The 20,823-nt window shown below is 70.9% G+C and carries 24 protein-coding genes and 4 tRNA genes; 6 read left to right on the top strand and 22 right to left on the bottom strand.

Annotation, left to right across the window (positions count from 1 at the left end; all coding sequences use genetic code 11):
• Positions 1-94: 94 nt before the first annotated feature.
• From rplJ to ACZ7H1_RS06525, 7 genes are all read right to left on the bottom strand, one after another.
• Entirely contained in the window at positions 95-625 is a 531-nt protein-coding gene (gene rplJ, locus ACZ7H1_RS06555) for a 50S ribosomal protein L10 (RefSeq protein ID WP_470784283.1), read from the bottom strand.
• A gap of 276 nt (positions 626-901) precedes the next feature.
• Entirely contained in the window at positions 902-1,792 is an 891-nt protein-coding gene (locus tag ACZ7H1_RS06550) for an SCO4651 family lipoprotein (protein ID WP_470784281.1), read from the bottom strand.
• A 134-nt stretch (positions 1,793-1,926) separates the two neighbouring features.
• Positions 1,927-2,649 (bottom strand): 50S ribosomal protein L1, encoded by a 723-nt coding sequence (gene rplA / locus ACZ7H1_RS06545; protein ID WP_470784279.1) that lies wholly within the window; start codon positions 2,647-2,649, stop codon positions 1,927-1,929.
• A gap of 112 nt (positions 2,650-2,761) precedes the next feature.
• On the bottom strand, positions 2,762-3,196 hold the full coding sequence (gene rplK / locus ACZ7H1_RS06540; RefSeq protein ID WP_361606070.1) for a 50S ribosomal protein L11: 435 nt from the start codon (positions 3,194-3,196) through the stop codon (positions 2,762-2,764).
• A 172-nt stretch (positions 3,197-3,368) separates the two neighbouring features.
• Positions 3,369-4,295, bottom strand: a complete 927-nt coding sequence (gene nusG, locus ACZ7H1_RS06535) for a transcription termination/antitermination protein NusG (protein WP_470784277.1) — start codon at positions 4,293-4,295, stop codon at positions 3,369-3,371.
• A gap of 86 nt (positions 4,296-4,381) precedes the next feature.
• The gene (gene secE / locus ACZ7H1_RS06530; protein ID WP_470784275.1) at positions 4,382-4,663 is read right to left on the bottom strand and encodes a preprotein translocase subunit SecE; all 282 of its coding nucleotides are present in this window, start codon (positions 4,661-4,663) and stop codon (positions 4,382-4,384) included.
• A gap of 105 nt (positions 4,664-4,768) precedes the next feature.
• Positions 4,769-4,841: transfer RNA gene (locus tag ACZ7H1_RS06525), tRNA-Trp, on the bottom strand.
• Between the two features lie 203 nt (positions 4,842-5,044).
• Between ACZ7H1_RS06525 and ACZ7H1_RS06520 the strand changes: the two genes are divergently transcribed.
• Together ACZ7H1_RS06520 and ACZ7H1_RS06515 are read left to right on the top strand one after the other, a co-directional pair.
• Positions 5,045-6,271: a pyridoxal phosphate-dependent aminotransferase gene (locus ACZ7H1_RS06520; RefSeq protein ID WP_470784273.1), complete on the top strand. Its 1,227-nt coding sequence runs from the start codon at positions 5,045-5,047 to the stop codon at positions 6,269-6,271.
• Between the two features lie 137 nt (positions 6,272-6,408).
• Complete coding sequence (locus tag ACZ7H1_RS06515; RefSeq protein ID WP_470784271.1) at positions 6,409-7,428, top strand: adenosine deaminase; 1,020 nt, start codon at positions 6,409-6,411, stop codon at positions 7,426-7,428.
• Here the strand turns inward: ACZ7H1_RS06515 and ACZ7H1_RS06510 are convergent.
• The 9 genes from ACZ7H1_RS06510 to ACZ7H1_RS06470 form a co-directional block, all read right to left on the bottom strand.
• Positions 7,363-7,893 (bottom strand): hypothetical protein, encoded by a 531-nt coding sequence (locus ACZ7H1_RS06510; protein WP_470784269.1) that lies wholly within the window; start codon positions 7,891-7,893, stop codon positions 7,363-7,365. The genes ACZ7H1_RS06515 and ACZ7H1_RS06510 overlap by 66 nt on opposite strands.
• Before the next feature lie 68 nt (positions 7,894-7,961).
• On the bottom strand, positions 7,962-9,017 hold the full coding sequence (locus ACZ7H1_RS06505) for a UDP-N-acetylmuramate dehydrogenase (RefSeq protein ID WP_470784268.1): 1,056 nt from the start codon (positions 9,015-9,017) through the stop codon (positions 7,962-7,964).
• A gap of 78 nt (positions 9,018-9,095) precedes the next feature.
• Positions 9,096-10,568, bottom strand: coding sequence for a DHA2 family efflux MFS transporter permease subunit (locus ACZ7H1_RS06500; protein ID WP_470784266.1), 1,473 nt, complete (start codon positions 10,566-10,568; stop codon positions 9,096-9,098).
• Between the two features lie 89 nt (positions 10,569-10,657).
• Positions 10,658-11,227, bottom strand: coding sequence for a TetR/AcrR family transcriptional regulator (locus ACZ7H1_RS06495; RefSeq protein WP_470784264.1), 570 nt, complete (start codon positions 11,225-11,227; stop codon positions 10,658-10,660).
• Between the two features lie 136 nt (positions 11,228-11,363).
• A complete protein-coding gene (locus ACZ7H1_RS06490) occupies positions 11,364-11,792 on the bottom strand; it encodes a MaoC family dehydratase (protein WP_470784263.1) in 429 nt (142 codons plus the stop codon).
• 1 nt (position 11,793) lies between these two features.
• Positions 11,794-12,246 carry an FAS1-like dehydratase domain-containing protein gene (locus tag ACZ7H1_RS06485; protein ID WP_470784262.1) on the bottom strand — a complete coding sequence of 151 codons (453 nt, stop codon included), beginning with the start codon at positions 12,244-12,246 and terminating at the stop codon, positions 11,794-11,796.
• Between the two features lie 115 nt (positions 12,247-12,361).
• A complete protein-coding gene (rpmG, locus tag ACZ7H1_RS06480; RefSeq protein WP_007265873.1) occupies positions 12,362-12,526 on the bottom strand; it encodes a 50S ribosomal protein L33 in 165 nt (54 codons plus the stop codon).
• Positions 12,527-12,623: 97 nt separating this feature from the next.
• Positions 12,624-12,696: transfer RNA gene (locus ACZ7H1_RS06475), tRNA-Met, on the bottom strand.
• Between the two features lie 50 nt (positions 12,697-12,746).
• Positions 12,747-12,819: transfer RNA gene (locus tag ACZ7H1_RS06470), tRNA-Thr, on the bottom strand.
• A 323-nt stretch (positions 12,820-13,142) separates the two neighbouring features.
• Here ACZ7H1_RS06470 and ACZ7H1_RS06465 point away from each other — a divergent pair.
• Together ACZ7H1_RS06465 and ACZ7H1_RS06460 are read left to right on the top strand one after the other, a co-directional pair.
• Positions 13,143-14,426 carry an amidohydrolase family protein gene (locus tag ACZ7H1_RS06465; protein WP_470784261.1) on the top strand — a complete coding sequence of 428 codons (1,284 nt, stop codon included), beginning with the start codon at positions 13,143-13,145 and terminating at the stop codon, positions 14,424-14,426.
• A gap of 43 nt (positions 14,427-14,469) precedes the next feature.
• A complete protein-coding gene (locus tag ACZ7H1_RS06460) occupies positions 14,470-15,126 on the top strand; it encodes an SDR family oxidoreductase (protein WP_470784260.1) in 657 nt (218 codons plus the stop codon).
• Positions 15,127-15,222: 96 nt separating this feature from the next.
• On the opposite strand, the gene ACZ7H1_RS06455 is transcribed toward ACZ7H1_RS06460, so the two are convergent.
• The 6 genes from ACZ7H1_RS06455 to ACZ7H1_RS06430 form a co-directional block, all read right to left on the bottom strand.
• Positions 15,223-15,666 (bottom strand): DUF3574 domain-containing protein, encoded by a 444-nt coding sequence (locus tag ACZ7H1_RS06455; RefSeq protein ID WP_470784259.1) that lies wholly within the window; start codon positions 15,664-15,666, stop codon positions 15,223-15,225.
• 142 nt (positions 15,667-15,808) lie between these two features.
• Positions 15,809-16,156: a hypothetical protein gene (locus tag ACZ7H1_RS06450; RefSeq protein WP_470784258.1), complete on the bottom strand. Its 348-nt coding sequence runs from the start codon at positions 16,154-16,156 to the stop codon at positions 15,809-15,811.
• Positions 16,096-16,341 carry a hypothetical protein gene (locus ACZ7H1_RS06445; protein WP_470784256.1) on the bottom strand — a complete coding sequence of 82 codons (246 nt, stop codon included), beginning with the start codon at positions 16,339-16,341 and terminating at the stop codon, positions 16,096-16,098. The genes ACZ7H1_RS06450 and ACZ7H1_RS06445 overlap by 61 nt, the downstream gene beginning before the upstream one ends.
• Before the next feature lie 110 nt (positions 16,342-16,451).
• Positions 16,452-17,555, bottom strand: a complete 1,104-nt coding sequence (locus ACZ7H1_RS06440) for a CU044_5270 family protein (protein WP_470784255.1) — start codon at positions 17,553-17,555, stop codon at positions 16,452-16,454.
• Positions 17,552-18,220 carry an RNA polymerase sigma factor gene (locus ACZ7H1_RS06435; protein WP_470784254.1) on the bottom strand — a complete coding sequence of 223 codons (669 nt, stop codon included), beginning with the start codon at positions 18,218-18,220 and terminating at the stop codon, positions 17,552-17,554. The genes ACZ7H1_RS06440 and ACZ7H1_RS06435 overlap by 4 nt, the downstream gene beginning before the upstream one ends.
• A gap of 141 nt (positions 18,221-18,361) precedes the next feature.
• Positions 18,362-18,443, bottom strand: a tRNA-Tyr gene (locus ACZ7H1_RS06430).
• A gap of 201 nt (positions 18,444-18,644) precedes the next feature.
• Between ACZ7H1_RS06430 and ACZ7H1_RS06425 the strand changes: the two genes are divergently transcribed.
• Together ACZ7H1_RS06425 and ACZ7H1_RS06420 are read left to right on the top strand one after the other, a co-directional pair.
• Positions 18,645-19,133, top strand: a complete 489-nt coding sequence (locus ACZ7H1_RS06425) for a YajQ family cyclic di-GMP-binding protein (protein ID WP_470784253.1) — start codon at positions 18,645-18,647, stop codon at positions 19,131-19,133.
• A gap of 213 nt (positions 19,134-19,346) precedes the next feature.
• Positions 19,347-20,822, top strand: coding sequence for a SulP family inorganic anion transporter (locus tag ACZ7H1_RS06420; protein ID WP_470784251.1), 1,476 nt, complete (start codon positions 19,347-19,349; stop codon positions 20,820-20,822).
• The last annotated feature ends 1 nt before the right edge of the window (position 20,823 follow it).

Below are 20,823 nucleotides of genomic sequence, written 5' to 3'. Positions count from 1 at the left end.
ACTAATTCGGCAGGTGCCGGATGTATATAGAGGCGGGCGTAACGGCCCGCTACGACCCACGCACTAGGCGGCGTGGATCAGTGCGCGAGCCGAATTACTCGGCACCGCCCTGCTCGGCGAGCTTGACGCGAAGCGCTTCCGCAGTGCGGACGAACTTCGACGGCAGCGCCTGGAAGAGCGAGGCAGCCTGAGACTGCTTGCCCTTGAACGCGCCGGCCAGCTTGCTGAGCAGAACCTCGCGGGACTCGAGGTCCGCAAGCTTCTTGATCTCGTCGGCGCTGAGCGCCTTGCCATCAAGGACACCGGCCTTGATGATGAGATTCGGGTTGTCCTTGGCGAAGTCACGCAGGCTCTTCGCCGACTCCACCGGGTCACCGGTGATGAAGGCGACCGCGGTCGGACCAGCGAAGTGCTCGTCCAGCGCGGTGATCCCGGCCTGGTTGGCCGCAATCTTGGTCAGCGTGTTCTTCACCACGGCGTACTGGGCGTTCTCACCGAGCGAACGACGCAGCGTCTTGAGCTGCGCAACGGTGAGACCCCGGTACTCGGTCAGCACAGCGGCGTTCGAGCTGCGGAACTGGTCCTCAAGCTCGGCTACCGCGGCAGCCTTGTCGGGCCTTGCCATAGAGCGTCGGCCTCCTTCCGGGTGATGAGGACCGCTCAGAAGGGGCTGAACAATACGAAACGCCCCGGCGCAGGCGCACGGGGCGTAGCTCAACCGGTCGTGCTCTTCGCAGAGCGACATCCGGGAACTTTCCACGGTCACCTACGCGGGTCGTCCGCATTCAGCGGATCCTTCGGCCACCGCACCCGATGAAGGGCACGGCAACGACCAGCGGTCTTTGGCTTCTGGGGAACTGTACGTGAACGGGACTCGCAGAGGCAAATCGGCCCGGACGGGTCAGCCCTCGCGGGCTTCCTTCATCATGGCGGCGAGGTCCATGACCTCCGCGGCCGGCGGGGCGGTGACGCTGACCGGCTTGTTGTAGTCCAGGAACTTGACCGTCATGTCCAGCGGGCCCTTGGTGCCCTTGCCGCGCATCCGGAACTGCTTGGTCGTGTCGTCCTCGCCGATCCACATGTCCATGGTCAGGTTCTTGATGCCCATGTCGTCGTACTGCTTGAGGCTCTTCTCGCGGCGCTTCTTGGTCTCGGCGTCGGCGCCGGAAAGCGAGGCCCGCATCTGGTCGAGGGTGACGGTGCCGGTGTAGTGCGTGGTCCGCTGGCCGCCGACCGTCTCCTGGCCGGCGTTCTTCAGGTCCTTGGCCACGGAGAGCTCGCCGGCCTGGTCTGCGGGGTTCTGGCCGCTCTGGGAGCCCAGGGTGTCCAGCTGCTTGGAGGTCTTGGCGTCGAGCGACTTCATGTCGAACTTGATCCAGCTCTTGCCGCCGGTCTCCTTGGCGACCGCGGCGCCGCCGCCGATGTAGAAGGCGTTGTCGACGAGCCTCATCTCGAACTTCTCCCCCGGCTTCTCCGGGGACACCATCTTCATGGCCATGGCGGGCTTGGGCTTGAGGGCCAGGCTTGCCTCCGCCTCCATCTTCCCCTCCGGGGACTGCCCGGAGATGGTGTAGCGCAGGGAGGTGAACTGCTTGGCCTTCTTGCTCACCTTCTCCAGCGCGGCCGCGGGCGTGACCCGTATCGCGCCCTTGCCGCCGCCACCGTCCGAGGCACTCTCGCCCTTCGCGGCGGCCGCCTTGCCGCCCTCGCCGTCCTCACAGGCCGTGGCGCCGGCCGCGAGCAGGACCGCGGCGAGCAGGGCGCCCGTGGTCTTCTTCAGGTGCGTGTGCATGGTTCCCCCCATTGATCGCAAACGGCTTCCGACATTACCGGCGCGTACCGACAGGGAGAAACGAAAAAGGGCCCCCGCACCTCGAAAGGTGCGGGGGCCCTCAGCCACTCGGCGGGCCGTCAGGCCCGACCCCGTCAGACGGCGGCGGGGTCTTCCTCGACGAGGAGGTTGCGCGTGCGGTTCGAGTCCAGCTGGATGCCGGGACCCATCGTGGTGCTCAGGGCGGCCTTCTTGATGTAGCGGCCCTTCGCGGCGGACGGCTTCAGACGGAGGATCTCCTCCAGGGCCGCGCCGTAGTTCTCGACCAGCTTCGTGTCATCGAAGGAAACCTTGCCGATGATGAAGTGCAGGTTCGAGTGCTTGTCGACGCGGAACTCGATCTTGCCGCCCTTGATGTCCGTGACAGCCTTCGCCACGTCCATGGTGACCGTGCCGGTCTTCGGGTTCGGCATCAGACCACGCGGACCGAGCACGCGGCCGAGGCGGCCGACCTTGCCCATGAGGTCCGGGGTGGCGACGACGGAGTCGAAGTCCAGGCGGCCCTTGGCGACCTCGTCGATCAGTTCGTCGGAGCCGACGATGTCGGCGCCGGCGGCTTCCGCGGCCGCAGCACGGTCACCGGTCGCGAAGACCAGGACCCGGGCGGTCTTGCCGGTGCCGTGCGGGAGGTTCACGGTGCCACGGACCATCTGGTCGGCCTTGCGCGGGTCGACACCCAGGCGGAAGGCAACCTCGACGGTCGCGTCGAACTTGGTGGACGAGGTCTCCTTGGCGAGACGGACGGCCTCGAGCGGGGCGTACAGCTTGTCCCGGTCGACCTTGGCGTCCGCAGCGCGGAGAGTCTTGCTGCGCTTCACTTCTGCTCCTGTGTATGTGCTTCAGGCGTGGAGTCGTGGTGCGGGCCGGCGCTGGCCCTACCACTGGGGCGGTGTCCTCCTGCGGATACCGCCACCGGTTGAACGGGGCTGATCAGCCCTCGACCGTGATGCCCATCGAACGCGCGGTGCCGGCGATGATCTTCTCGGCGGCGTCGATGTCGTTGGCGTTCAGGTCGGGCATCTTGATCGTGGCGATCTCGCGGACCTGGTCACGCGTCAGCTTCGCGACCTTGGTCTTGTGCGGCTCGCCGGAGCCCTTCTCCACGCCAGCGCTCTTCAGGATGAGGCGCGCGGCCGGCGGAGTCTTGGTGATGAAGGTGAAGGAGCGGTCCTCGTAGACCGTGATCTCCACCGGCACGACCATGCCACGCTGCGACTCGGTCGCGGCGTTGTAGGCCTTGCAGAACTCCATGATGTTGACGCCGTGCTGACCGAGCGCGGGGCCGACCGGCGGAGCCGGGTTGGCCGCACCGGCCTTGATCTGGAGCTTGATAAGCCCCGTGACCTTCTTCTTCTTGGGAGGCATTGCTCTCTCCGGGTCCTAGTGAGAGTTTTCCAGCCGCCAACCGGTCATCCGGATGGAGGCATACCGCACCACGATAACGGGTATGGGTGCGGGGCTGAAAACCGAGCAGGTCAGACCGCCCTTTACGGGCTGATCTGACCTGTCCGGAAGCTGTGCGATCAGAAGATCTGGATCAGTTCTTCTGGATCTGGTCGAAGCTGAGCTCGACCGGGGTCTCGCGACCGAAGATCTCCACGAGGCCCTTGACCTTCTTCGAGTCGGGGTTGATCTCGTTGATGGTCGCCTGGAGCGTCGCGAACGGACCGTCGGTGACGGTGACCGAGTCGCCGACCTCGAAGTCCAGCACCTCGATCGTGCGCTTGACGGCGGGCGCCGGCAGGCCGGCCTCTTCCGCAGCGGCCTTGGCGGCCTTCTCCTGCGCCTCCGGGGCGAGCATCTTGACGATCTCGTCCAGGGTCAGCGGGTACGGGTCGTACGCGTTGCCCACGAAGCCGGTGACGCCGGGGGTGTTGCGGACGACGCCCCAGGATTCGTTCGTCAGATCCATGCGGACGAGAACGTAACCGGGCAGCTTGTTCTGCCGGACGTTCTTGCGCTCGCCGTTCTTGATCTGGACGATCTCTTCCTCGGGCACCTCGGCCTGGTAGATGAACTCCTCGACGTTCAGCGAGACGGCGCGCTGTTCCAGGTTGGCCTTCACGCGCTTCTCGTAGCCCGCGTAGGTGTGGATCACGTACCACTCGCCCGGGAGCAGGCGCAGCTCGTCGCGGAGGGCCTGGATGGGGTCGACCGGCTCGGCGGGCTCTTCCTCGGCGGCCTCGACGGCCTCCTCGGTGTCCTCGTCGGCGTCGTCAGCCTCGTCCTCGGCAGCCTCGTCGTCGGCCTCGTCAGCCTCGTCGTCGGCCTCGTCGGCGTCGTCCTCGGCAGCCTCGTCGGCCGCTTCTTCGACGTCCTCGACGTCCTCGGCGGGCTCGCCCGCCTCGGCGTCGGCGATCTCGGCCTCGTCAGGTTCCACAGCGTCCGCCGCCTCGACGATGTCGAGCTCGTCCTCGACGGACTCGACGGAGTCGTGGCTCACGTTCAGGTTCGGGTCAGACACGGTGGCTGCTTCTTCCTGGATACAAAGAGGGGTGGAACATGCGAAAAGGGGCGGCAGCCCTGTCAAGGCGCCGCCCTCCGCGGGGATCAGCCGAAGACGTACTTGATGGCTTCCTGGAACCCATAGTCAATCACGGTAACCAGACCGATCATGATGACGACGAAGACGATCACGACTGTCGTGTAGGTCGTCAGCTGGCTGCGAGTCGGCCACACAACCTTGCGGAGTTCCGCAACGATCTGGCGGTAGAACAGCGCGAGGCGACCCAGAGGGCCCTTCTTCCCGCGCTTGCCGCCCTTTCGGGCCTTCTTCTCGCGTGTGTCGTCCTCGGCGTCAGGCATGTCGATGGAGCCCAGGGCGTCCGTCACGTCTCTCACCTGAATCCGGGTCATGGCCGTGCCGCGCCCGGTTGAGCCGCACGGCGGTGCATCGAAGTACGTACCTGCGCACACATCCGGCGAAGGAGTGTGGAGCAGGGCCGGAGGGACTCGAACCCCCAACCGCTGGTTTTGGAGACCAGTGCTCTACCAATTGAGCTACGACCCTTTGTTGCCTCCCCAACCTACCGCATCTGAGCGAGTGCACGGAGTGCCCGCGTTCGGAGCGGTCGGCGAGGGCCAACGACAGGTGAGTGTACGTGGTCTTGGTCCTGACGTCGAACAGAAACGGATCCAGACCTGCGCGAGCGCGCTGCGTCCGGTCTCTGAAACGGTGTGCCGCGCTGGTTTTCCGTCTGGGACGATGGCGGCATGACCTCTGCAACGCCTCCCTCCGAGCGCCGGGTGTCCGCCCGTATCGGCGCCATTTCCGAGTCCGCCACCCTCGCCGTCGACGCCAAGGCGAAGGCCCTCAAGGCCGCCGGGCGCCCGGTGATCGGCTTCGGCGCCGGCGAGCCCGACTTCCCGACCCCGGACTACATCGTCGAGGCCGCGGTCGAGGCCTGCCGCAACCCGAAGTACCACCGCTACACACCGGCCGGCGGTCTGCCCGAGCTGAAGAAGGCCATCGCCGAGAAGACCCTGCGCGACTCCGGCTACGCCGTCGACCCGGCCCAGGTCCTGGTGACCAACGGCGGCAAGCAGGCGATCTACGAGGCCTTCGCCGCGATCCTCGACCCGGGTGACGAGGTCATCGTCCCGGCTCCGTACTGGACCACCTACCCGGAGTCGATCCGGCTGGCCGGCGGCGTGCCCGTCGAGGTCGTCGCCGACGAGACCACGGGCTACCGGGTCTCCGTCGAGCAGCTGGAGGCCGCGCGCACCGAGCGCACCAAGGTCGTCCTCTTCGTCTCCCCCTCGAACCCGACCGGCGCGGTCTACAGCGAGGACGACGCGAAGGCGATCGGCGAGTGGGCGGCCGGGCACGGCCTGTGGGTCCTCACCGACGAGATCTACGAGCACCTGGTCTACGGCGACGCGACCTTCACCTCGCTGCCCGTGCTGGTGCCGGCGCTGGCCGACAAGTGCATCGTCGTCAACGGCGTCGCGAAGACGTACGCGATGACCGGCTGGCGCGTCGGATGGGTCATCGGCCCGAAGGACGTCGTCAAGGCCGCGACCAACCTCCAGTCGCACGCGACCTCCAACGTCTCCAACGTCGCCCAGGTCGCCGCGCTGGCCGCCGTCTCGGGCAACCTGGACGCCGTCGCCGAGATGCGCAAGGCCTTCGACCGCCGCCGCCAGACCATGGTCAAGATGCTCAACGAGATCGACGGCGTGTTCTGCCCGACCCCCGAGGGCGCGTTCTACGCGTACCCGTCGGTCAAGGAGCTGCTCGGCAAGGAGATCCGCGGGCAGCGCCCCCAGACCTCGGTCGAGCTCGCCGCCCTGATCCTCGACGAGGCCGAGGTCGCCGTCGTCCCCGGTGAGGCGTTCGGCACCCCCGGCTACCTGCGCCTTTCGTACGCGCTCGGTGACGAGGACCTGGTCGAGGGCGTCACCCGGATCCAGAACCTGCTGGCCGAGGCCAAGGCCTGATCCGCCGCCTTCCCACCCGGATGTCCCCGGAACGGGCAGTGCCGCTGACCGCGGCGCTGCCCGTTCCTGCGTTCGGGACGTTCCACGATCGGGAAAACGCTCTCCCAAACCACCCGTTCGTGCGGCAGGATCACCAGATGGAGCAAGTACGCGATCTCACGCTTCTGCCGAAGGCTCATCTGCACCTGCACTTCACCGGGTCGATGCGCCCCTCCACCCTGCTGGAGCTGGCGGACAAGTACGGCGTCCGGCTGCCCGACGCACTGACCGCGGGCGAGCCGCCCAAGCTGCGGGCCACGGACGAGCGCGGCTGGTTCCGGTTCCAGCGCCTGTACGACGCGGCCCGCTCCTGCCTGCGGGAGGCCGACGACATCCGGCGGCTGGTCCGCGAGGCCGCCGAGGAGGACGTCCGGGACGGCGGCGGCTGGCTGGAGATCCAGGTCGACCCGACGTCGTACGCCCCGCTGCTGGGCGGGCTGATCCCCGCGATCGAGATCATCCTGGACGCCGTCGACGCCGCGTCCCGGGACACCGGTCTCGGCATGCGGGTGGTGATCGCCGCGAACCGCATGAAGCACCCGCTCGACGCCCGCACCCTGGCCCGGCTGGCCGTCCGGTACGCCGACCGCGGGATCGTCGGATTCGGGCTCTCCAACGACGAGCGGCGCGGGATGGCCCGCGACTTCGACCGGGCCTTCGCGATCGCCCGCGAGGGCGGCCTGCTGGCGGCCCCGCACGGCGGCGAGCTGGCCGGCCCCGCGTCCGTACGGGACTGCCTGGACGATCTGCGGGCGTCCCGGATCGGGCACGGCGTACGGGCCGCCGAGGACCCGCGGCTGCTGCGCAAGCTCGCGGAGCGCGGGGTGACGTGCGAGGTCTGCCCGGCCTCCAACGTCGCCCTGGGGGTCTACGAGAAGCCCGGTGAGGTCCCGCTGCGGACGCTGTTCGACGCGGGCGTGCCGATGGCGCTGGGCGCGGACGACCCACTGCTGTTCGGGGCGCGGCTGGCGGACCAGTACGAGATCGCGCGCCGCCACCACGGCTTCTCGGACGCGGAGCTGGCCGAGCTGGCCCGGCAGTCGGTGCGCGGCTCAGCGGCGCCCGAGGACGTCCGCGCGAAGCTCCTGGCGGGCGTCGACGAGTGGATCGCGGGCTGAGGGCGTCCGGGCGACGCGGGCATCGGGGGCGCTCGGGGTGTTCAGCCGGGTGAGGCGCAGGTCGCCCTCGTGGCAGTCGGCGCGCACCAGGCCGCCGGGGAAGCCGATCTCCAGGTGGGTGCGCCCGTGGTCGGGGAGGGCGTACTCGGTGACGGTGCAGACGGTTTCGCCCGCGTGGCGCTGGAAGGGGTGGTCGCCGAGGTCCTCGCCGATCTCGATGCGGCCCCAGGCACCCATGTCGTGGGACTCGTAGGACTCGTGGGGAGCGGCGGACTCGACGATCAGGCACCAGTCGGAGCCGGTGGTGATCCGGGTCGACTCGCCGAGGCCGTCGATCAGCCAGACGTCGAGGGGGACCTCGGAGCGTTCGCCCTCGTAGACGTGCCAGGACGCGATGATCCGCCGGATGGTCCGTCCGACGAGGCGGGTGGGGTCCGATCCGGTCCCGTGCAGGGGGCAGCGCATCGCCGGCCGGGCCTCTCTGGTGTCCTGTACTGCCCTGGTCGTTTGGCGGTCTTGTGGCGTCCGGCGGGTCAGATGCTGACGCCGACCGTCACCGGTTCGTTGACCAGCGTGACGCCGAAGGCGGCGTGGACGCCCGCGACGACCTCGCGGGCGAGGGCGAGGAGGTCCTCGGTGGTGGCCTCGCCGCGGTTGGTCAGGGCGAGGGTGTGCTTGGTGGAGATCCGGGCGGGCCCGGTGCCGTAGCCCTTGGTGAAGCCGGCCTTGTCGATCAGCCAGGCGGCGGAGGTCTTCGTACGGCCCTCGCCGGCCGGGTAGGCGGGCGGGGCGGTGTCCGGGCCGAGGCGGTCGTGGACGCGGGCGAGGAAGGCCGCGTAGTCCTCGTCGGTCAGGATCGGGTTGGTGAAGAACGATCCGGCCGACCAGGTGTCGTGGTCCGCGGGGTCGAGGACCATGCCCTTGCCGGCGCGCAGCCGCAGGACGGTCTCGCGGGCGGTGGCGGCGGGGACCCGGTCGCCGGCCTCGACGCCGAGGGCGCGGGCGGTCTCGGGGTACTTCACGGGCGCGGACAGGCCGCCGGCGTCCTCCAGCTCGAAGCGAACGCGCAGGACGACGTACCGGTCGGGCTGGTCCTTGAAGCGGCTGTGGCGGTAGGAGAACGCGCAGTCGGCGTTCGGGAGGGTGACCGTCTCACCGGCCGTGCGGTCGTACGCGACGACCTCGGTGATGGTGCTGGAGACCTCCTGGCCGTACGCGCCCACGTTCTGGATCGGGGTGGCGCCGGCGGAGCCGGGGATCCCGGCGAGGCATTCGATGCCGGCGAGGCCCGCCTCGACGGTCCGGGCCACGGCGTCGGTCCAGTTCTCGCCGGCGGCGAGTTCGAGCGTGGTGCCGTCGAGCCGGAAGCCGCGGGTCGCGATGCGCAGGGCAGTGCCCTCGAAGCCCCGGTCGCCGATGACCAGGTTGCTGCCGCCGCCGATGACCAGGAGCGGGGTGCCGGCGGCGTCCGCGGCGCGGACGGCTTCGACGACCTCGGCGTCGGTGGTCGCGGTGACCAGCCGGGCGGCCGGGCCGCCGAGCCGGAAGGTGGTCAGCGGGGCGAGGGGGGCGTCGTGGAGTTCCTGCACGGGGACAAGAGTACGGTCCGCGGCTCTGCCTTCCCGGCGGGGCCACGGACCGTGTGCGGGTTGCGGATGCGCCGTTCCTCACACCGCGGCAGGACTGAGGTCCTCGGCCGGGCCGGCTCCGGTGCCGTCACCGGCGTCGGCGAGGGCGGCCTTCGCCGCTGCGGCGTCGGCGGCGGCCTTGCCGGGGATCAGCAGGGCGAGTACGGCGGCCAGCGCGACCGCCCCGGCGCCGATCCACAGGGCGGGGGCGGTGCCGTCGGTGAAGATCTGGGGGGTCTCGTAGCCGCCCCGGGCGGAGAAGACCGAGGCCAGGACGGCGACGCCGAGGGCTCCTCCGACCTCGCGGAGGGCGTTGTTGGCTCCGGAGGCCATGCCGCGGTCGGCCGGGCCGACGGTGGACATGAGCACGTTGGCGGCGGGGGCGAAGTAGAGGGCCATGCCGATGCCGCCGAGGATCAGGGCGGGCAGCAGGGCGGTGTAAGCGACGTCGGGCTCGAGGGCGGCGGCGAACCACCCGAGGCCGATCGCCTGGAAGGCGAGGCCCGCCACGACGACGGGGCGGCCGCCGATCCGGTCGGACAGGGCTCCGGCGAGGGGCGCGACGACCATGGGCATGGCGGTCCACGGCAGCATCCGCAGCCCGGCCTCGGTGGGCGAGAAGCCGGCGACTCCCTGGAGGAACTGCACGAGCAGGAAGATCGAGCCGAACATGCCGAGGAACATCAGCAGGCTGGCCATGTTGATGCCGAAGAAGCCGCGGTTGCGGAACAGCCGCATCGGCAGCATGGGGTGCTTGTTGCGGAAGCCGTGGTGGATGAAGCCGCCGATGAGGGCGGTGCCCGCGATCAGGCCGCCCAGGACCGGGGCGCTGGTCCAGCCCTCGGCGTTGGCGTTGACCAGGGCGTAGACGACTCCGAAGAGCCCGCCGCTGATCAGCAGGGTGCCGGGGATGTCGAGGCGGGCGCCCGGGGCGGTGGACTCGGCGAGCCGCAGGCGGGCGAGCGGCAGCAGGGCGAGGCCGATCGGCACGTTCAGCCAGAAGATCCACTGCCAGGAGATGTGCTCGGTGAGCGAGCCGCCGATGAGGGGGCCGCTGGCGATGGCGAGGCCGGTGACGGCGCCGTAGATCCCGAGGGCCATGCCGCGGCGGGCGACGGGTACGGCGTTGGTCAGCAGGGTGAGGGTCAGAGGCATCATGATCGCGGCGCCCACGCCCTGCACGGCACGGGCGGCGATCAGTTCGTCGATGCCGGGCGACAGGGCCGCGGCGGCGGAGGCGCCTGTGAAGACGGTGAGGCCGACGAGGAAGAGGCGGCGGCGGCCGAACCGGTCGCCGAGGGCCGCGCCGAGCATCAGCAGGACGGCGAAGGTGAGCGTGTACGCGTTCACCGTCCATTCGAGCTCCTCCAGGCCTCCGCCGAGGTCGGCGCGGATGGCCGGGAGGGCGGTGGTCACGACGAGGTTGTCGAGGGCCGCCATGAAGCTGGCTATACCGGTGATGACGAGGGCCCAGGCGGCGGGACCGCGCAGGGTTGTGGGCTGCTGTTTCATCGCTTCCCCTTGATGTTAGTTATTACTGACTAACTTTCACGGGCGGAAAAATGGCAGGTACCGGGGCGCGCACCCGGGGGTGCCCGCCGTCACTTCTCCAGACGGCCCTTGGCCCGGGCCGAGGGGTACAGGCCCTCCCAGATGGGGTGGTCCGGCTCGAATCCCATGGCGGCGAGGGTGTTGATCAGCATCCCGAACGCCATGAACGTCGTGGTTTCCTTCTCGTCCGCCCCCAGCGGCAGGTGGACGGTCTCCCAGAGCTTCATCCAGCCGGCGCGCACCATCTCGCCGAACTCCCGCTCGCCCGCGGCCTCGGCGGCCGCGACGGCGACGTAGGTCTGGAGCTGCATCTGCAGCTTGTCGGGGTCGTCGACGATCAGCTGGGTGTAGGCGTTGGCCATCGCGTCCCGGGCCTCCTCGCCCTCCAGCCCCTCCGAGGCGTCGGCGAAGACCTGCCGGGTCTCTTCCATGCACCGGGACGCGGCGGCGAGGAAGATGGCCTGCTTGTTGGGGAAGAGGCGGAAGAGGTACGGCTGCGAGACACCCACCCGCTTGGCGATCGCCTCGGTGGAGGTGCCGTGGTAGCCGCCGCGCGCGAACTCGTGCATCGCGGCGCGGATGACGCTCTCGCGCCTCTCCTCTGCGCTCATCCTGACCATGCAATGAAGTTAGTACTCAATCACTAACTACGTCAAGGAAAAGCCGGGGCACTCCGCACGTTCGGCGGAGTGCCCCCGGAATCTGCCTGGCCGGCCCCTGGTCAGGCGGGTGGTGCGAGCCGGGGGCAGGGCCGGGTCAGGCCAGCTGCACCACGGCCCGGGACATGCCCAGCACCTTCTGCCCGGCGCTCATCGCCGTCAGGTCCACGCGGACCCGGTTGTCGTCGAGCTTGGCGGCGACCTTGGCGCTGACCTCGATCAGGGCGCCCCGGTCGTCGTTCGGGACCACGACGGGCTTGGTGAAGCGCACGCCGTACTCGACGACCGCGGCCGGGTCGCCGGCCCAGTCGGTCACGACCCGGACGGCCTCGGCCATGGTGAACATGCCGTGCGCAATCACGTCCGGCAGGCCCACCTCCTTGGCGAACTTCTCGTTCCAGTGGATCGGGTTGAAGTCACCCGAGGCGCCGGCGTACTGGACCAGGGTGGCGCGGGTGACGGGGAAGCTCCCGGCCGGCAGCTCGGTGCCGACCTCGACGTCCGCGTACGAGATCTTGGCGGTCATCTCAGGCCTCCTCCGCCGCGCGCGCGACGAGCTTCGTCCAGGCGGTCACCACGTGCTCGCCGCTGGCGTCGTGGACCTCTCCGCGGATGTCCAGGATGTCGTTGCCCGCCATCGACTTGATCGCCTCGATGGTGGACGTGACCGAGAGCCGGTCTCCCGCCCGCACGGGCCGGGTGTAGGCGAACTTCTGGTCGCCGTGCACGACCCGGCTGTAGTCCAGACCCAGCTGCGGGTCGGCAATGACCACACCCGCCGCCTTGAAAGTGATCGCAAACACAAAAGTCGGCGGAGCGATCACATCGGGGTGCCCGAGCTCCTTGGCCGCTTCCTGGTCGGTGTACGCGGGATTGGCGTCACCCACCGCCTCCGCGAATTCCCGGATCTTCTCCCGGCCGACCTCGTAGGGATCGGTGGGGGGATAGGCCCGCCCCACGAAGGACTGGTCGAGCGCCATGGCTCACTACCTCCTGGTCGAACTGATCTCTCATGCAGCTGGGGAAACGACACGAGGCCGCCCCCGGAAAGGGACGACCTCGTGACAAGCCTGTTGGTCCGGAGACTCGCTGGGGTCAGCGGGTCTCGCGGTGCGCGGTGTGCGAGTTGCAGCGCGGGCAGTGCTTCTTCATCTCCATGCGGTCCGGGTTGTTACGCCGGTTCTTCTTGGTGATGTAGTTCCGCTCCTTGCACTCCACGCAGGCCAGCGTGATCTTCGGGCGGACGTCGGTGGCAGCCACGTGAGTGCTCCTTGACGGATGGATGGAAGGATGAACGCATAAAAGAGTAGCCGATTGGGAGACCGACCCCACAATCGGCTACTGTTGCTACTTTGAGTAGCGGTGACCGGACTTGAACCGGTGACACAGCGATTATGAGCCGCTTGCTCTACCGACTGAGCTACACCGCTTTGATGTGATCTGCCCCCCACCACGAGTGGCGAGGGACCGTTCACACCAGAGCCCCAATACGGAATCGAACCGTAGACCTTCTCCTTACCATGGAGACGCTCTACCGACTGAGCTATTGGGGCGAGCGATGAAGACATTACACGCTCGGCTGCCGATCGCCCAAATCCTTTGGCCCGGGGCCTTCCGGGGCCCGCTCCCCCGGGCCTGCGGACCTCTCCCGGAGACCGGCACACCCTCATCGGGAACCCGCGGGACTCGCTGGAGCCCCCGTGAAACAGCCGGGATGCCGCGGGCACCACACCGGTACGACTATTTCGCTCCTCCGTGAACCGGGCCCCGGTGCGCCCTACGCTCGGTGCAGGCTGCGTGATCTTGAACACCCGGCACTCCGCGCAGCGCCGCCGCCGTCGTCGTCGACAGGAACGCCCGACCCCGCAGGAGCGCGATGCCCGACAGCCACCCGCAGCAGCCGCCCCACTCGCCGCGCAGCGGCGGCGGCGAGGGCTCGGGCTCCGGAGCACCCGCGGACCCGGCCACCACGCTGCTCCTCAGCGGCGCCCGGCTGACGGACGGCCGCACGGTCGACGTACGGCTCGGCGGGGGCCGGATCGAGGCCGTCGGCACCGTGGGCAGCCTGCCGGCCCCCGCCTCCTCCCGGGTCGACCTGAGCGGCTACCTGCTCCTCCCGGCCCCCGCCGAGCCCCACTCCCACGGCGACACCGCGCTCACGGCCGACTCCGAGGGCCCGGTCTCGTACCGCACGGAGGACGTCCAGCGGCGGGCCACCGAGGCGGCCCTGCTCCAGCTCGGCCACGGCGCGACAGCGGTCCGCTCGCACGTCCGCATCGGGGACGTGCACGGCCTCGGACCGCTGGAGGCCGTGCTCCAGGCCCGCCGGTCGCTGCGCGGGCTGACCGACCTCACCACGGTCGCCGTACCGCGGCTGCTCACCGGAGCGGCCGGCGCGGACGGCCGCGCGATGCTCCGTGACGCGGTCAAGATGGGGGCGACGGTCGTCGGCGGATGCCCCGACCTGGACCCGGACCCCACCGGCTACACCGAAGCCGTGCTGGAGCTCGCCGCCGAGCACGGCTGCCCCGTCGACCTGCACACCGACGGCGACGACCCGGCCCGGCTGTCCCGGCTCGCGGCGATGGCCGGCGGGCTGCGCCCGGGGGTCACCATCGGGCCCTGCGGCGGCCTGTCCCGGCTGCCCCTGGACGTGGCGACCCGGGCGGCCGACCAGCTGGCCGCGGCGGGCGTGACGGTGGCCTGCCTGCCGCAGGGCGACTGCGCCGCCCTGGAGCGGCGCGGCCTGCGGACCGCCCCGGTACGGCTGCTGCGCTCGGCGGGCGTACGGGTCGCGGCGGGCAGCGGCGCCCTGCGCGACGCGGGGAACCCGGTCGGCCGCGGCGACCCGCTGGAGGCCGCGTACCTGCTGGCCTCGCAGGGCGGACTGCGGGCCGCGGAGGGGTACGACACCGTGAGCGCGGCGGCCCGCGAGGCGATGGGGCTGCCGGAGGTCCGGGTCGAGGCGGGTTTCCCGGCGGAACTGCTCGCCGTCCGCGGCGACCGGATCTCCGGGGTGCTCTCGCTCGCGTACAGCCGGATCGTCATCCACCGCGGGCGGGTGGTCGCGCGGACGAGCGCGGTGCGCGAATACTGCGACTCGGCCGTCGCGGTGGCCCTCGACCTGCCCCGGCAGGGCCGGATGGAGCCAGGTCCCTGAGCGTTCGCGGGCAGCGGCACCCGGACCGTCGTACGGTCGGGTCATGCGCATCGTCATCGCTGGTGGACACGGTCGGATCGCGCTGCGGCTGGAGCGGTTGCTCGCCGTGCGCGGCTACGAGGTCGCGGGCATCATCCGCGACCGGGCGCAGGGCGACGACCTCCGGGAGGCGGGGGCGGAGCCGGTGCTGTGCGATCTGGAGACCGCCTCGGTCGAGCAGGTGGCGGCCGTGCTGCACGGCGCGCACGCCGCGGTGTTCGCGGCAGGCGCGGGGCCGGGCAGCGGCGCCGCCCGCAAGGACACCGTGGACCGCGGGGCGGCCGTGCTCTTCGCCGACGCGGCCGAACGCGCCCGCGTGCGCCGCTTCCTGATGGTGTCCTCGATGGGCGCGGACGCCCGGCATCCGGGTGACGACGTCTTCGACGTGTACCTGCGGGCCAAGGGCGAGGCCGACGACCACGTCCGCACCCGGCTCGGCCTCGAGTGGACGGTGCTGCGGCCCGGCACGCTGACGGACGAGCCGGGCACGGGCGTGGTGCGGCTGGAGGCGTCGACCGGCCGCGGAACGGTCCCGCGCGACGACGTGGCGGCCGTCCTGGCGGAGCTGGTCGAGACCCCGGCCACGGCCGGGCTCACCCTGGAACTGATCGCGGGTTCGACCCCGGCCGGGGTGGCGGTCAAGGCGGTCGCCGGGAACTGACCCGCCGGGGGGCGGCCCGGCGGGAGCGGTCGGGGGCGGGAGCGTTCGGGGCTTGAGCGGTCGGGGGCTTGAGCGGTCGGAGCGGGTGATCCGGGGTCAGAAGTCGACCGAGGCGCGGTCGTCGGCGCGTCCGACGGAATCCTGCGCGTACTGCCGCTCGTAGGTGGCGCGGATCCGCTCGATCCGGCCGTCGCGCGCCTTCGCCTCGCCCGCCGGGTAGAGCAGCACGAGGGTGTACGAGCGCTCCCGCTCGATGACGCCCGAGCGGTTGCGCCACTGGCCCCGGCCGGACATCAGGGTGAGCCCCTCGGGGAAGGCGGGGGTGACCTCGCGGTCGATGAACCTCATGAACTGGCCCTCGCTCACCTCCGGTTCCCCGTCGGCCCGTGCCGTCCCGAAGAACAGCCGGGTCTCGACGTACGCCGACCCGCGCGAGCGGGACTCGTCCTGGAAGGTGGCCTGCGCGGCGGGCACGGCGGTCGCGAGCGCGGCCACGAGGGCCCCGCCGGCGAGCAGGGCCCGCGTATCGGAGAATCGCATCACAACGGGACAACGAGACGCGGGCGGCCCCGATGCGGCCCGGCCCCCTGAAGGGTGTTCCGGCGGGCGCGGGCACGACGGGGGCCGAGGGGCCGACCGGGTGCCGGCGAGCGCGCGCGACGGGGGCGGTACGGCCGGCGCCTCACGCACCCCCGGTCAACCCGGGGTCCTGCCGCGGGGCCGGCAGCCCGGCGGCCTCCCTCACGGCGGGGCGCTCGGCGTCCTCCCTCGGGGCCGGCAGCGCGTGCTCCGCACCGACGTTCCGGCGCATGGCCCGCCGCGTGCCTTCGAGCCGGCCCCACACCGCGATGATCTGGGCGTGGGCCTGCTCCGGCGACTCGTCCTCCCGGCGGGGCGGGATCCCGCCGTCGAGCCGCTTGAGCACCCCGTAGACCCTGTTCAGCGCCACATTGACGCCGTTGGCCAGGGTCAGTACGTCGTCGGGGACCCGCATCTGCGCCTCGGAGTGCCGGGCAGCGCGACGCAGCATTCGCGGAGCTTCTCCACGGCCGCCCGCTCCGCCTCGTACCGCCGGTCCTCGACGCGCCGGCGCTCGGCGTGCTCCAGCTCCCTGGCCTTGGCCCGCTCCGCCAGCCGCTGGGTCAGGAGGCCGGAGGCGAGGGTGCCGACGATGCCCAGGAAGGCGATGACGAGCGGGATCACCGAGCCGTCCACGGCACCTCCACCTCCGGGCTCCTGACCGGCCCTCAGACTGCCCCGATCGGGGGACTTTCACCCCACCTTCTGCTGATGCGGGTGCGAGGGCCGATGCGGGTGCGGGTGTGTCAGCCCGTCTGCGACGGGGTCTGCTTGATGCCGTCGACGACCGCCCGGTGCGTGATGGCGCTGGTGGAGGTGACCGTGCCGGGCTTGATCAGGGCTTCGTCGCCGGTGTTCTCCTTCACCTGGACGGTTCGCGCGCCCAGGAAGACGTGGGTCTTCCTGTCGAAGATCCACTCCTCTCGCCGGCCGCTGTTCTCGTCCAGCCGGGCGACTGCCACCCCGTGCCGGCCCACCGCGTCCACCGCGTCCTGCACGACGACGACGCCGGGTATCTTCGCGGCGGCCTTGAACAGGGCCGGGTACAGCTCCGCGGGCGGGTAGCTCTCGCCGAGCAGATCGCCGATGGTGGTGAAGGCCTGCTGGTCGGGCGAGTTCCCCATCCCTTTGGTCTCCTCGTAGATCTTGGCGAGCAGCCTGTCGGGGTCGGTGGTGAGCCTGGCCAGGTAGTCGTACGAGGGGGCGTTCAGGCCGGCCACGGGGGTGTTGCCCAGTTCGTCGGGGAGGCTCAGGGTCTCCCCCTCGGGGCTGTCGTTGACGGCGGGGTCGATCAGCCAGCCCTTGGTGCCGTCGGGCGAGCTCCAGACCTGACGGCGGTGCAGCTCGTGGCCGGCGAGGGTGGTCTTGTCGCCGACGGTCTTGAGGAACGTGCCGGCGGTCTCGGACTCGACGTAGAGGTACTGGCCGGGCAGGACGCGCGGGTGGGGCGCCTTGGCCGCTGCGAGCGAGATCCGGTCGACCAGTTCGGGCAGGCCCTTGGTGCTGGCGGCGAGGACGGGTGTGGTGAGGGCCGGTCCTGTGGCGAGGGCGCCGCCCTCGTGACCGGCGGGCATGGCCAGCATGGCGATGGCCGCCCCGGCCAGCGCGGTGGCCACGAGGGGCAGGGTGATCGCGGGGCGCGGCAGCCGGAAGCGCCGTGTCCGGGCCCGGGCGGCGGCCTGCTCCGTACGCCGGTCCTGCTGGTCCTGCTGGTCCTGCTGAATCTGGGCCATCAGAAGCTCCTTGTGGAACTGGTGGCGGCCCGCGGGCAGGTCGCGCGCCGTCCGGGACAGGAGCTGTGCGTCCCCGTCCCACTCGGCCGGACTCTGCCCGGACGTGTTGGCGTTCATCGGTTTCCTCCCTGCACGGGCCGGATCACGGGTGTGTGATCACCTCTTGTCTGTCGGGCGGGGAGGCCGCCTTCCCGTTGTGCGCGCGTTTTCTGCGGCGCGCGTCCGGGAGCCGGACCGGGGAACGGGCCGGGCTGTTCGTCGCCGGCGAGTACGCGCAGCTTCTTGCGCGCCCGGGACAGTCGGGAGCCGACGGTGCCGACGGCTATCCCGAGGGCTTCCGCCGCGGCTTCGTAGTCCAGGCCCTCCCCCAGGCACAGCGCCACCACCTCGCGCTCCGTACGGCGCAGCGAGGCGAGCGCGGTCAGCGCCTTCGCGAGGCGGCGCCGGTCGTCGACGCGTCCGGCCACCTCGTCGGCGTGGTCGGGAACCGACAGCCCGGCCGCCGCGGCCGCGCTCGCCGCCGCCCGGTACCGCCGGTTGCTCCGGTACTGGTTGCGCGCGGTGTTGGTGGCGATGCCCAGCAGCCATGGCCGCAGGGAGCCGCCTTCGGGGTCGACCCTGTCGCGCAGCCGCCACGCCTCCATGAACGTCGCGGCCATCACGTCCTCGGCCGTCGACCAGTCGGCCGTCAGCCGGAAGGCATGGTTGTAGACCGCGCGGGCACAGCTGTCGAAAAGCTCCGCGAACGCGCTCGAATCCCCGGCCCGTATCCGGGCTCGCATTTGAGTGCTCACGCCCATGAGCTGTCCGGCACCCCCCACCGGCTTCCCGTGACCTGCGCCACACCCTCGCCGCCCCCGTGCAAAGGGAACGAAGAAGCCCCCCTGATCGCGTTTCCGCAGATCAGGGGGGCTTCTATCGCGTGGCGGCGCCAGGATTCGAACCTGGGTAGGCTAAGCCGACGGATTTACAGTCCGCTCCCATTGGCCACTCGGGCACACCGCCATGGGATGTTGCCTGTGGAAGTTCGCTTGCGCGGTGCTCCGTGGCAACGACGTAAACGATACCCGATGCCCGGGGGTGCTTCGCCACCGGATTGATCAGCGCTTCGGGCAGTGGTGGTGGCTAGGCTTTGCGGAGTGGTCCGGGCAGGTCCGGTCCGCACCCCTTTGAGTAATCGCAGCCGACATCAAGGAGCCACAGGACATGGCCGACTCCAGTTTCGACATCGTCTCGAAGGTCGAGCGGCAGGAGGTCGACAACGCCCTCAACCAGGCCGCCAAGGAGCTTTCGCAGCGGTACGACTTCAAGGGCACCGGCGCTTCGATCGCCTGGTCCGGCGAGAAGATCCTGATGGAGGCGAACTCCGAGGAGCGGGTCAAGGCCGTCCTCGACGTCTTCGAGACCAAGCTGGTCAAGCGCGGCATCTCCCTGAAGGCGCTGGACGCCGGCGAGCCGCAGCTGTCCGGCAAGGAGTACAAGATCTTCGCCACGATCGAGGAGGGCATCTCCCAGGAGAACGCCAAGAAGGTCGCGAAGATCATCCGCGACGAGGGCCCCAAGGGCGTCAAGGCCCAGGTCCAGGGCGACGAGCTGCGGGTGAGCTCGAAGAGCCGTGACGACCTCCAGGCCGTCCAGCAGCTGCTCAAGGGCAAGGACCTGGACTTCGCGATCCAGTTCGTGAACTACCGCTGACCTGCGGTTCCGGCGGGGCGGGCCCATGGGCCCGCCCGTGTCGGCGGTACGGCACCACACGCGCCCCCGGGGCACGCCCTCGGCGCGAGAGGTGCTCGTGCGGCGCGCGTGCAGCGTGCGCTCCGTGATCTCCCCCCTGTGGGCCCTTGGGCCCGGGCCCGTGCGCCCACCACGCTGGCTGACGACCGTCACCGTGTGGACAGGGGGTTTCGCATGCCTGGGGCAGGCAGTCTTCGGGACGACTTCGGTGCGTCCGTGGTCGTCGCGCTGGTCGCACTGCCGTTGTGCGTGGGGGTGGCGGTGGCCTCCGGGGTGCCCGCCGAGCTGGGGCTGGTCACGGGCGTGGTCGGCGGGCTGGTCACCGGCTGGTTCCGGGGCAGCTCGCTGCAGGTGAGCGGGCCCGCGGCCGGTCTCACCGTGCTCGTGTACGAGGCGGTCCAGGTCTACGGCGTACGGGCCCTCGGGGTGCTGGTGTGCGCTGCGGGGGCGCTCCAGCTGGCCATGGGGCTGCTCCGGCTCGGACGCTGGTTCCGGGCGATCTCCGTGGCCGTCGTCCAGGGCATGCTGGCCGGCATCGGCCTGGTGCTGATCGCCGGGCAGCTGTACGCGCTCGGTGATGTGACGGCGCCCGGCGGGACGCTGGAGAAGCTGGGCGGGCTGCTGCGGCTCGGCGGGCAGGCGGTCTGGCCCGCGGTGGCGCTGGGGGCGGGAACGATCGCCGTGATGGTGGTGTGGAAGCGGCTGCCGGGCCCCGCCCGGGCCGTGCCGGGTGCGCTGGCCGGGGTCGGGGCGGCGACCGCCGTCAGTGCGGCGCTCGGTCTGCCGGTCGCCAAGGTCGAGGTCACCGGGGTGCTCGCGGCCGTGTCCCCGCCGGCGGCCGGGCAATGGGCCGCGCTGTGGTCGCCGGGCGCGCTGGCGGCAGTGGTCGCCCTCGCGCTCATCGCCTCCGCGGAGACCTTGTTCAGCGCCGCCGCCGTCGACCGGCTGCACGACGGGCCGCGCACCGACTACGACCGGGAGCTCGTCGGGCAGGGCGCGGGGAACACGCTCTGCGGGCTGCTGGGAGCCCTGCCCATGACCGCCGTGATCGTCCGGAGTGCGGCCAACGTCGAGGCGGGTGCCCGGACCCGGGCGGCCCGCATCCTGCACGGCCTGTGGCTGCTGCTCTTCGCCGTACTGCTGCCGCAGACCCTGGCGGCGGTGCCGCTCGCCGCGCTGGCCGGGGTGCTGCTGCACGCGGGGTGGAAGCTGCTGCCCTTCCGGGCGCTGCCGGCGCTGTGGGACACGCACCGCGGCGAGGCGGTGGTGCTGGTGGTGACGGCGGGCGCGATCGTCACCACGAACCTCTTCGAAGGGGTGCTGGTGGGGCTGGGGCTCGCCGTCGCGAAGGCGGCCTGGGAGACCTCGCACGTCCACATCGAGACCCTGCCGGAGACCACCGCCGAGGGCCCGGCGCTGCGGGTGCGGGTGCTCGGGAACGCGACCTTCCTGAGGCTGCCGAAGCTGCTGGACGCGCTGGAGGCGCTCCCTGCCGACCGGCCCGTACGGATCGACCTGAGCGGACTGCGCCACCTGGACCACGCCTGCCTGACGGCACTGGACGGCTGGGAGCGCCGGCGCGGTCCCCGCCCCGGGGCGGCGGATGAAGATCTGATGGCCGGACGGGAGGGCGCACCGGAGCCCGGCTAGG

Source organism: Streptomyces sp. NPDC037401, from assembly GCF_055602345.1.
Note: the sequence above shows the minus strand (reverse complement) of the source record. Positions and strands in the feature narration are given on the sequence as shown.

Bases quoted from the DNA above. Each gene is read 5' to 3' on its own strand.
- ACZ7H1_RS06455 (WP_470784259.1), bottom strand. From the start codon at position 15,666: ATGCGATTCTCCGATACGCGGGCCCTGCTCGCCGGCGGGGCCCTCGTG.
- ACZ7H1_RS06520 (WP_470784273.1), top strand. From the start codon at position 5,045: ATGACCTCTGCAACGCCTCCCTCCGAGCGCCGGGTGTCCGCCCGTATC.
- ACZ7H1_RS06500 (WP_470784266.1), bottom strand. From the start codon at position 10,568: ATGAAACAGCAGCCCACAACCCTGCGCGGTCCCGCCGCCTGGGCCCTC.
- rplJ (WP_470784283.1), bottom strand. From the start codon at position 625: ATGGCAAGGCCCGACAAGGCTGCCGCGGTAGCCGAGCTTGAGGACCAG.
- ACZ7H1_RS06515 (WP_470784271.1), top strand. From the start codon at position 6,409: ATGGAGCAAGTACGCGATCTCACGCTTCTGCCGAAGGCTCATCTGCAC.
- ACZ7H1_RS06550 (WP_470784281.1), bottom strand. From the start codon at position 1,792: ATGCACACGCACCTGAAGAAGACCACGGGCGCCCTGCTCGCCGCGGTC.
- ACZ7H1_RS06495 (WP_470784264.1), bottom strand. From the start codon at position 11,227: ATGGTCAGGATGAGCGCAGAGGAGAGGCGCGAGAGCGTCATCCGCGCC.
- rplK (WP_361606070.1), bottom strand. From the start codon at position 3,196: ATGCCTCCCAAGAAGAAGAAGGTCACGGGGCTTATCAAGCTCCAGATC.
- ACZ7H1_RS06510 (WP_470784269.1), bottom strand. From the start codon at position 7,893: ATGCGCTGCCCCCTGCACGGGACCGGATCGGACCCCACCCGCCTCGTC.
- ACZ7H1_RS06460 (WP_470784260.1), top strand. From the start codon at position 14,470: ATGCGCATCGTCATCGCTGGTGGACACGGTCGGATCGCGCTGCGGCTG.
- ACZ7H1_RS06450 (WP_470784258.1), bottom strand. From the start codon at position 16,156: ATGCTGCGTCGCGCTGCCCGGCACTCCGAGGCGCAGATGCGGGTCCCC.
- ACZ7H1_RS06490 (WP_470784263.1), bottom strand. From the start codon at position 11,792: ATGACCGCCAAGATCTCGTACGCGGACGTCGAGGTCGGCACCGAGCTG.
- ACZ7H1_RS06485 (WP_470784262.1), bottom strand. From the start codon at position 12,246: ATGGCGCTCGACCAGTCCTTCGTGGGGCGGGCCTATCCCCCCACCGAT.
- ACZ7H1_RS06425 (WP_470784253.1), top strand. From the start codon at position 18,645: ATGGCCGACTCCAGTTTCGACATCGTCTCGAAGGTCGAGCGGCAGGAG.
- ACZ7H1_RS06435 (WP_470784254.1), bottom strand. From the start codon at position 18,220: ATGCGAGCCCGGATACGGGCCGGGGATTCGAGCGCGTTCGCGGAGCTT.
- ACZ7H1_RS06420 (WP_470784251.1), top strand. From the start codon at position 19,347: ATGCCTGGGGCAGGCAGTCTTCGGGACGACTTCGGTGCGTCCGTGGTC.
- ACZ7H1_RS06465 (WP_470784261.1), top strand. From the start codon at position 13,143: ATGCCCGACAGCCACCCGCAGCAGCCGCCCCACTCGCCGCGCAGCGGC.
- ACZ7H1_RS06440 (WP_470784255.1), bottom strand. From the start codon at position 17,555: ATGAACGCCAACACGTCCGGGCAGAGTCCGGCCGAGTGGGACGGGGAC.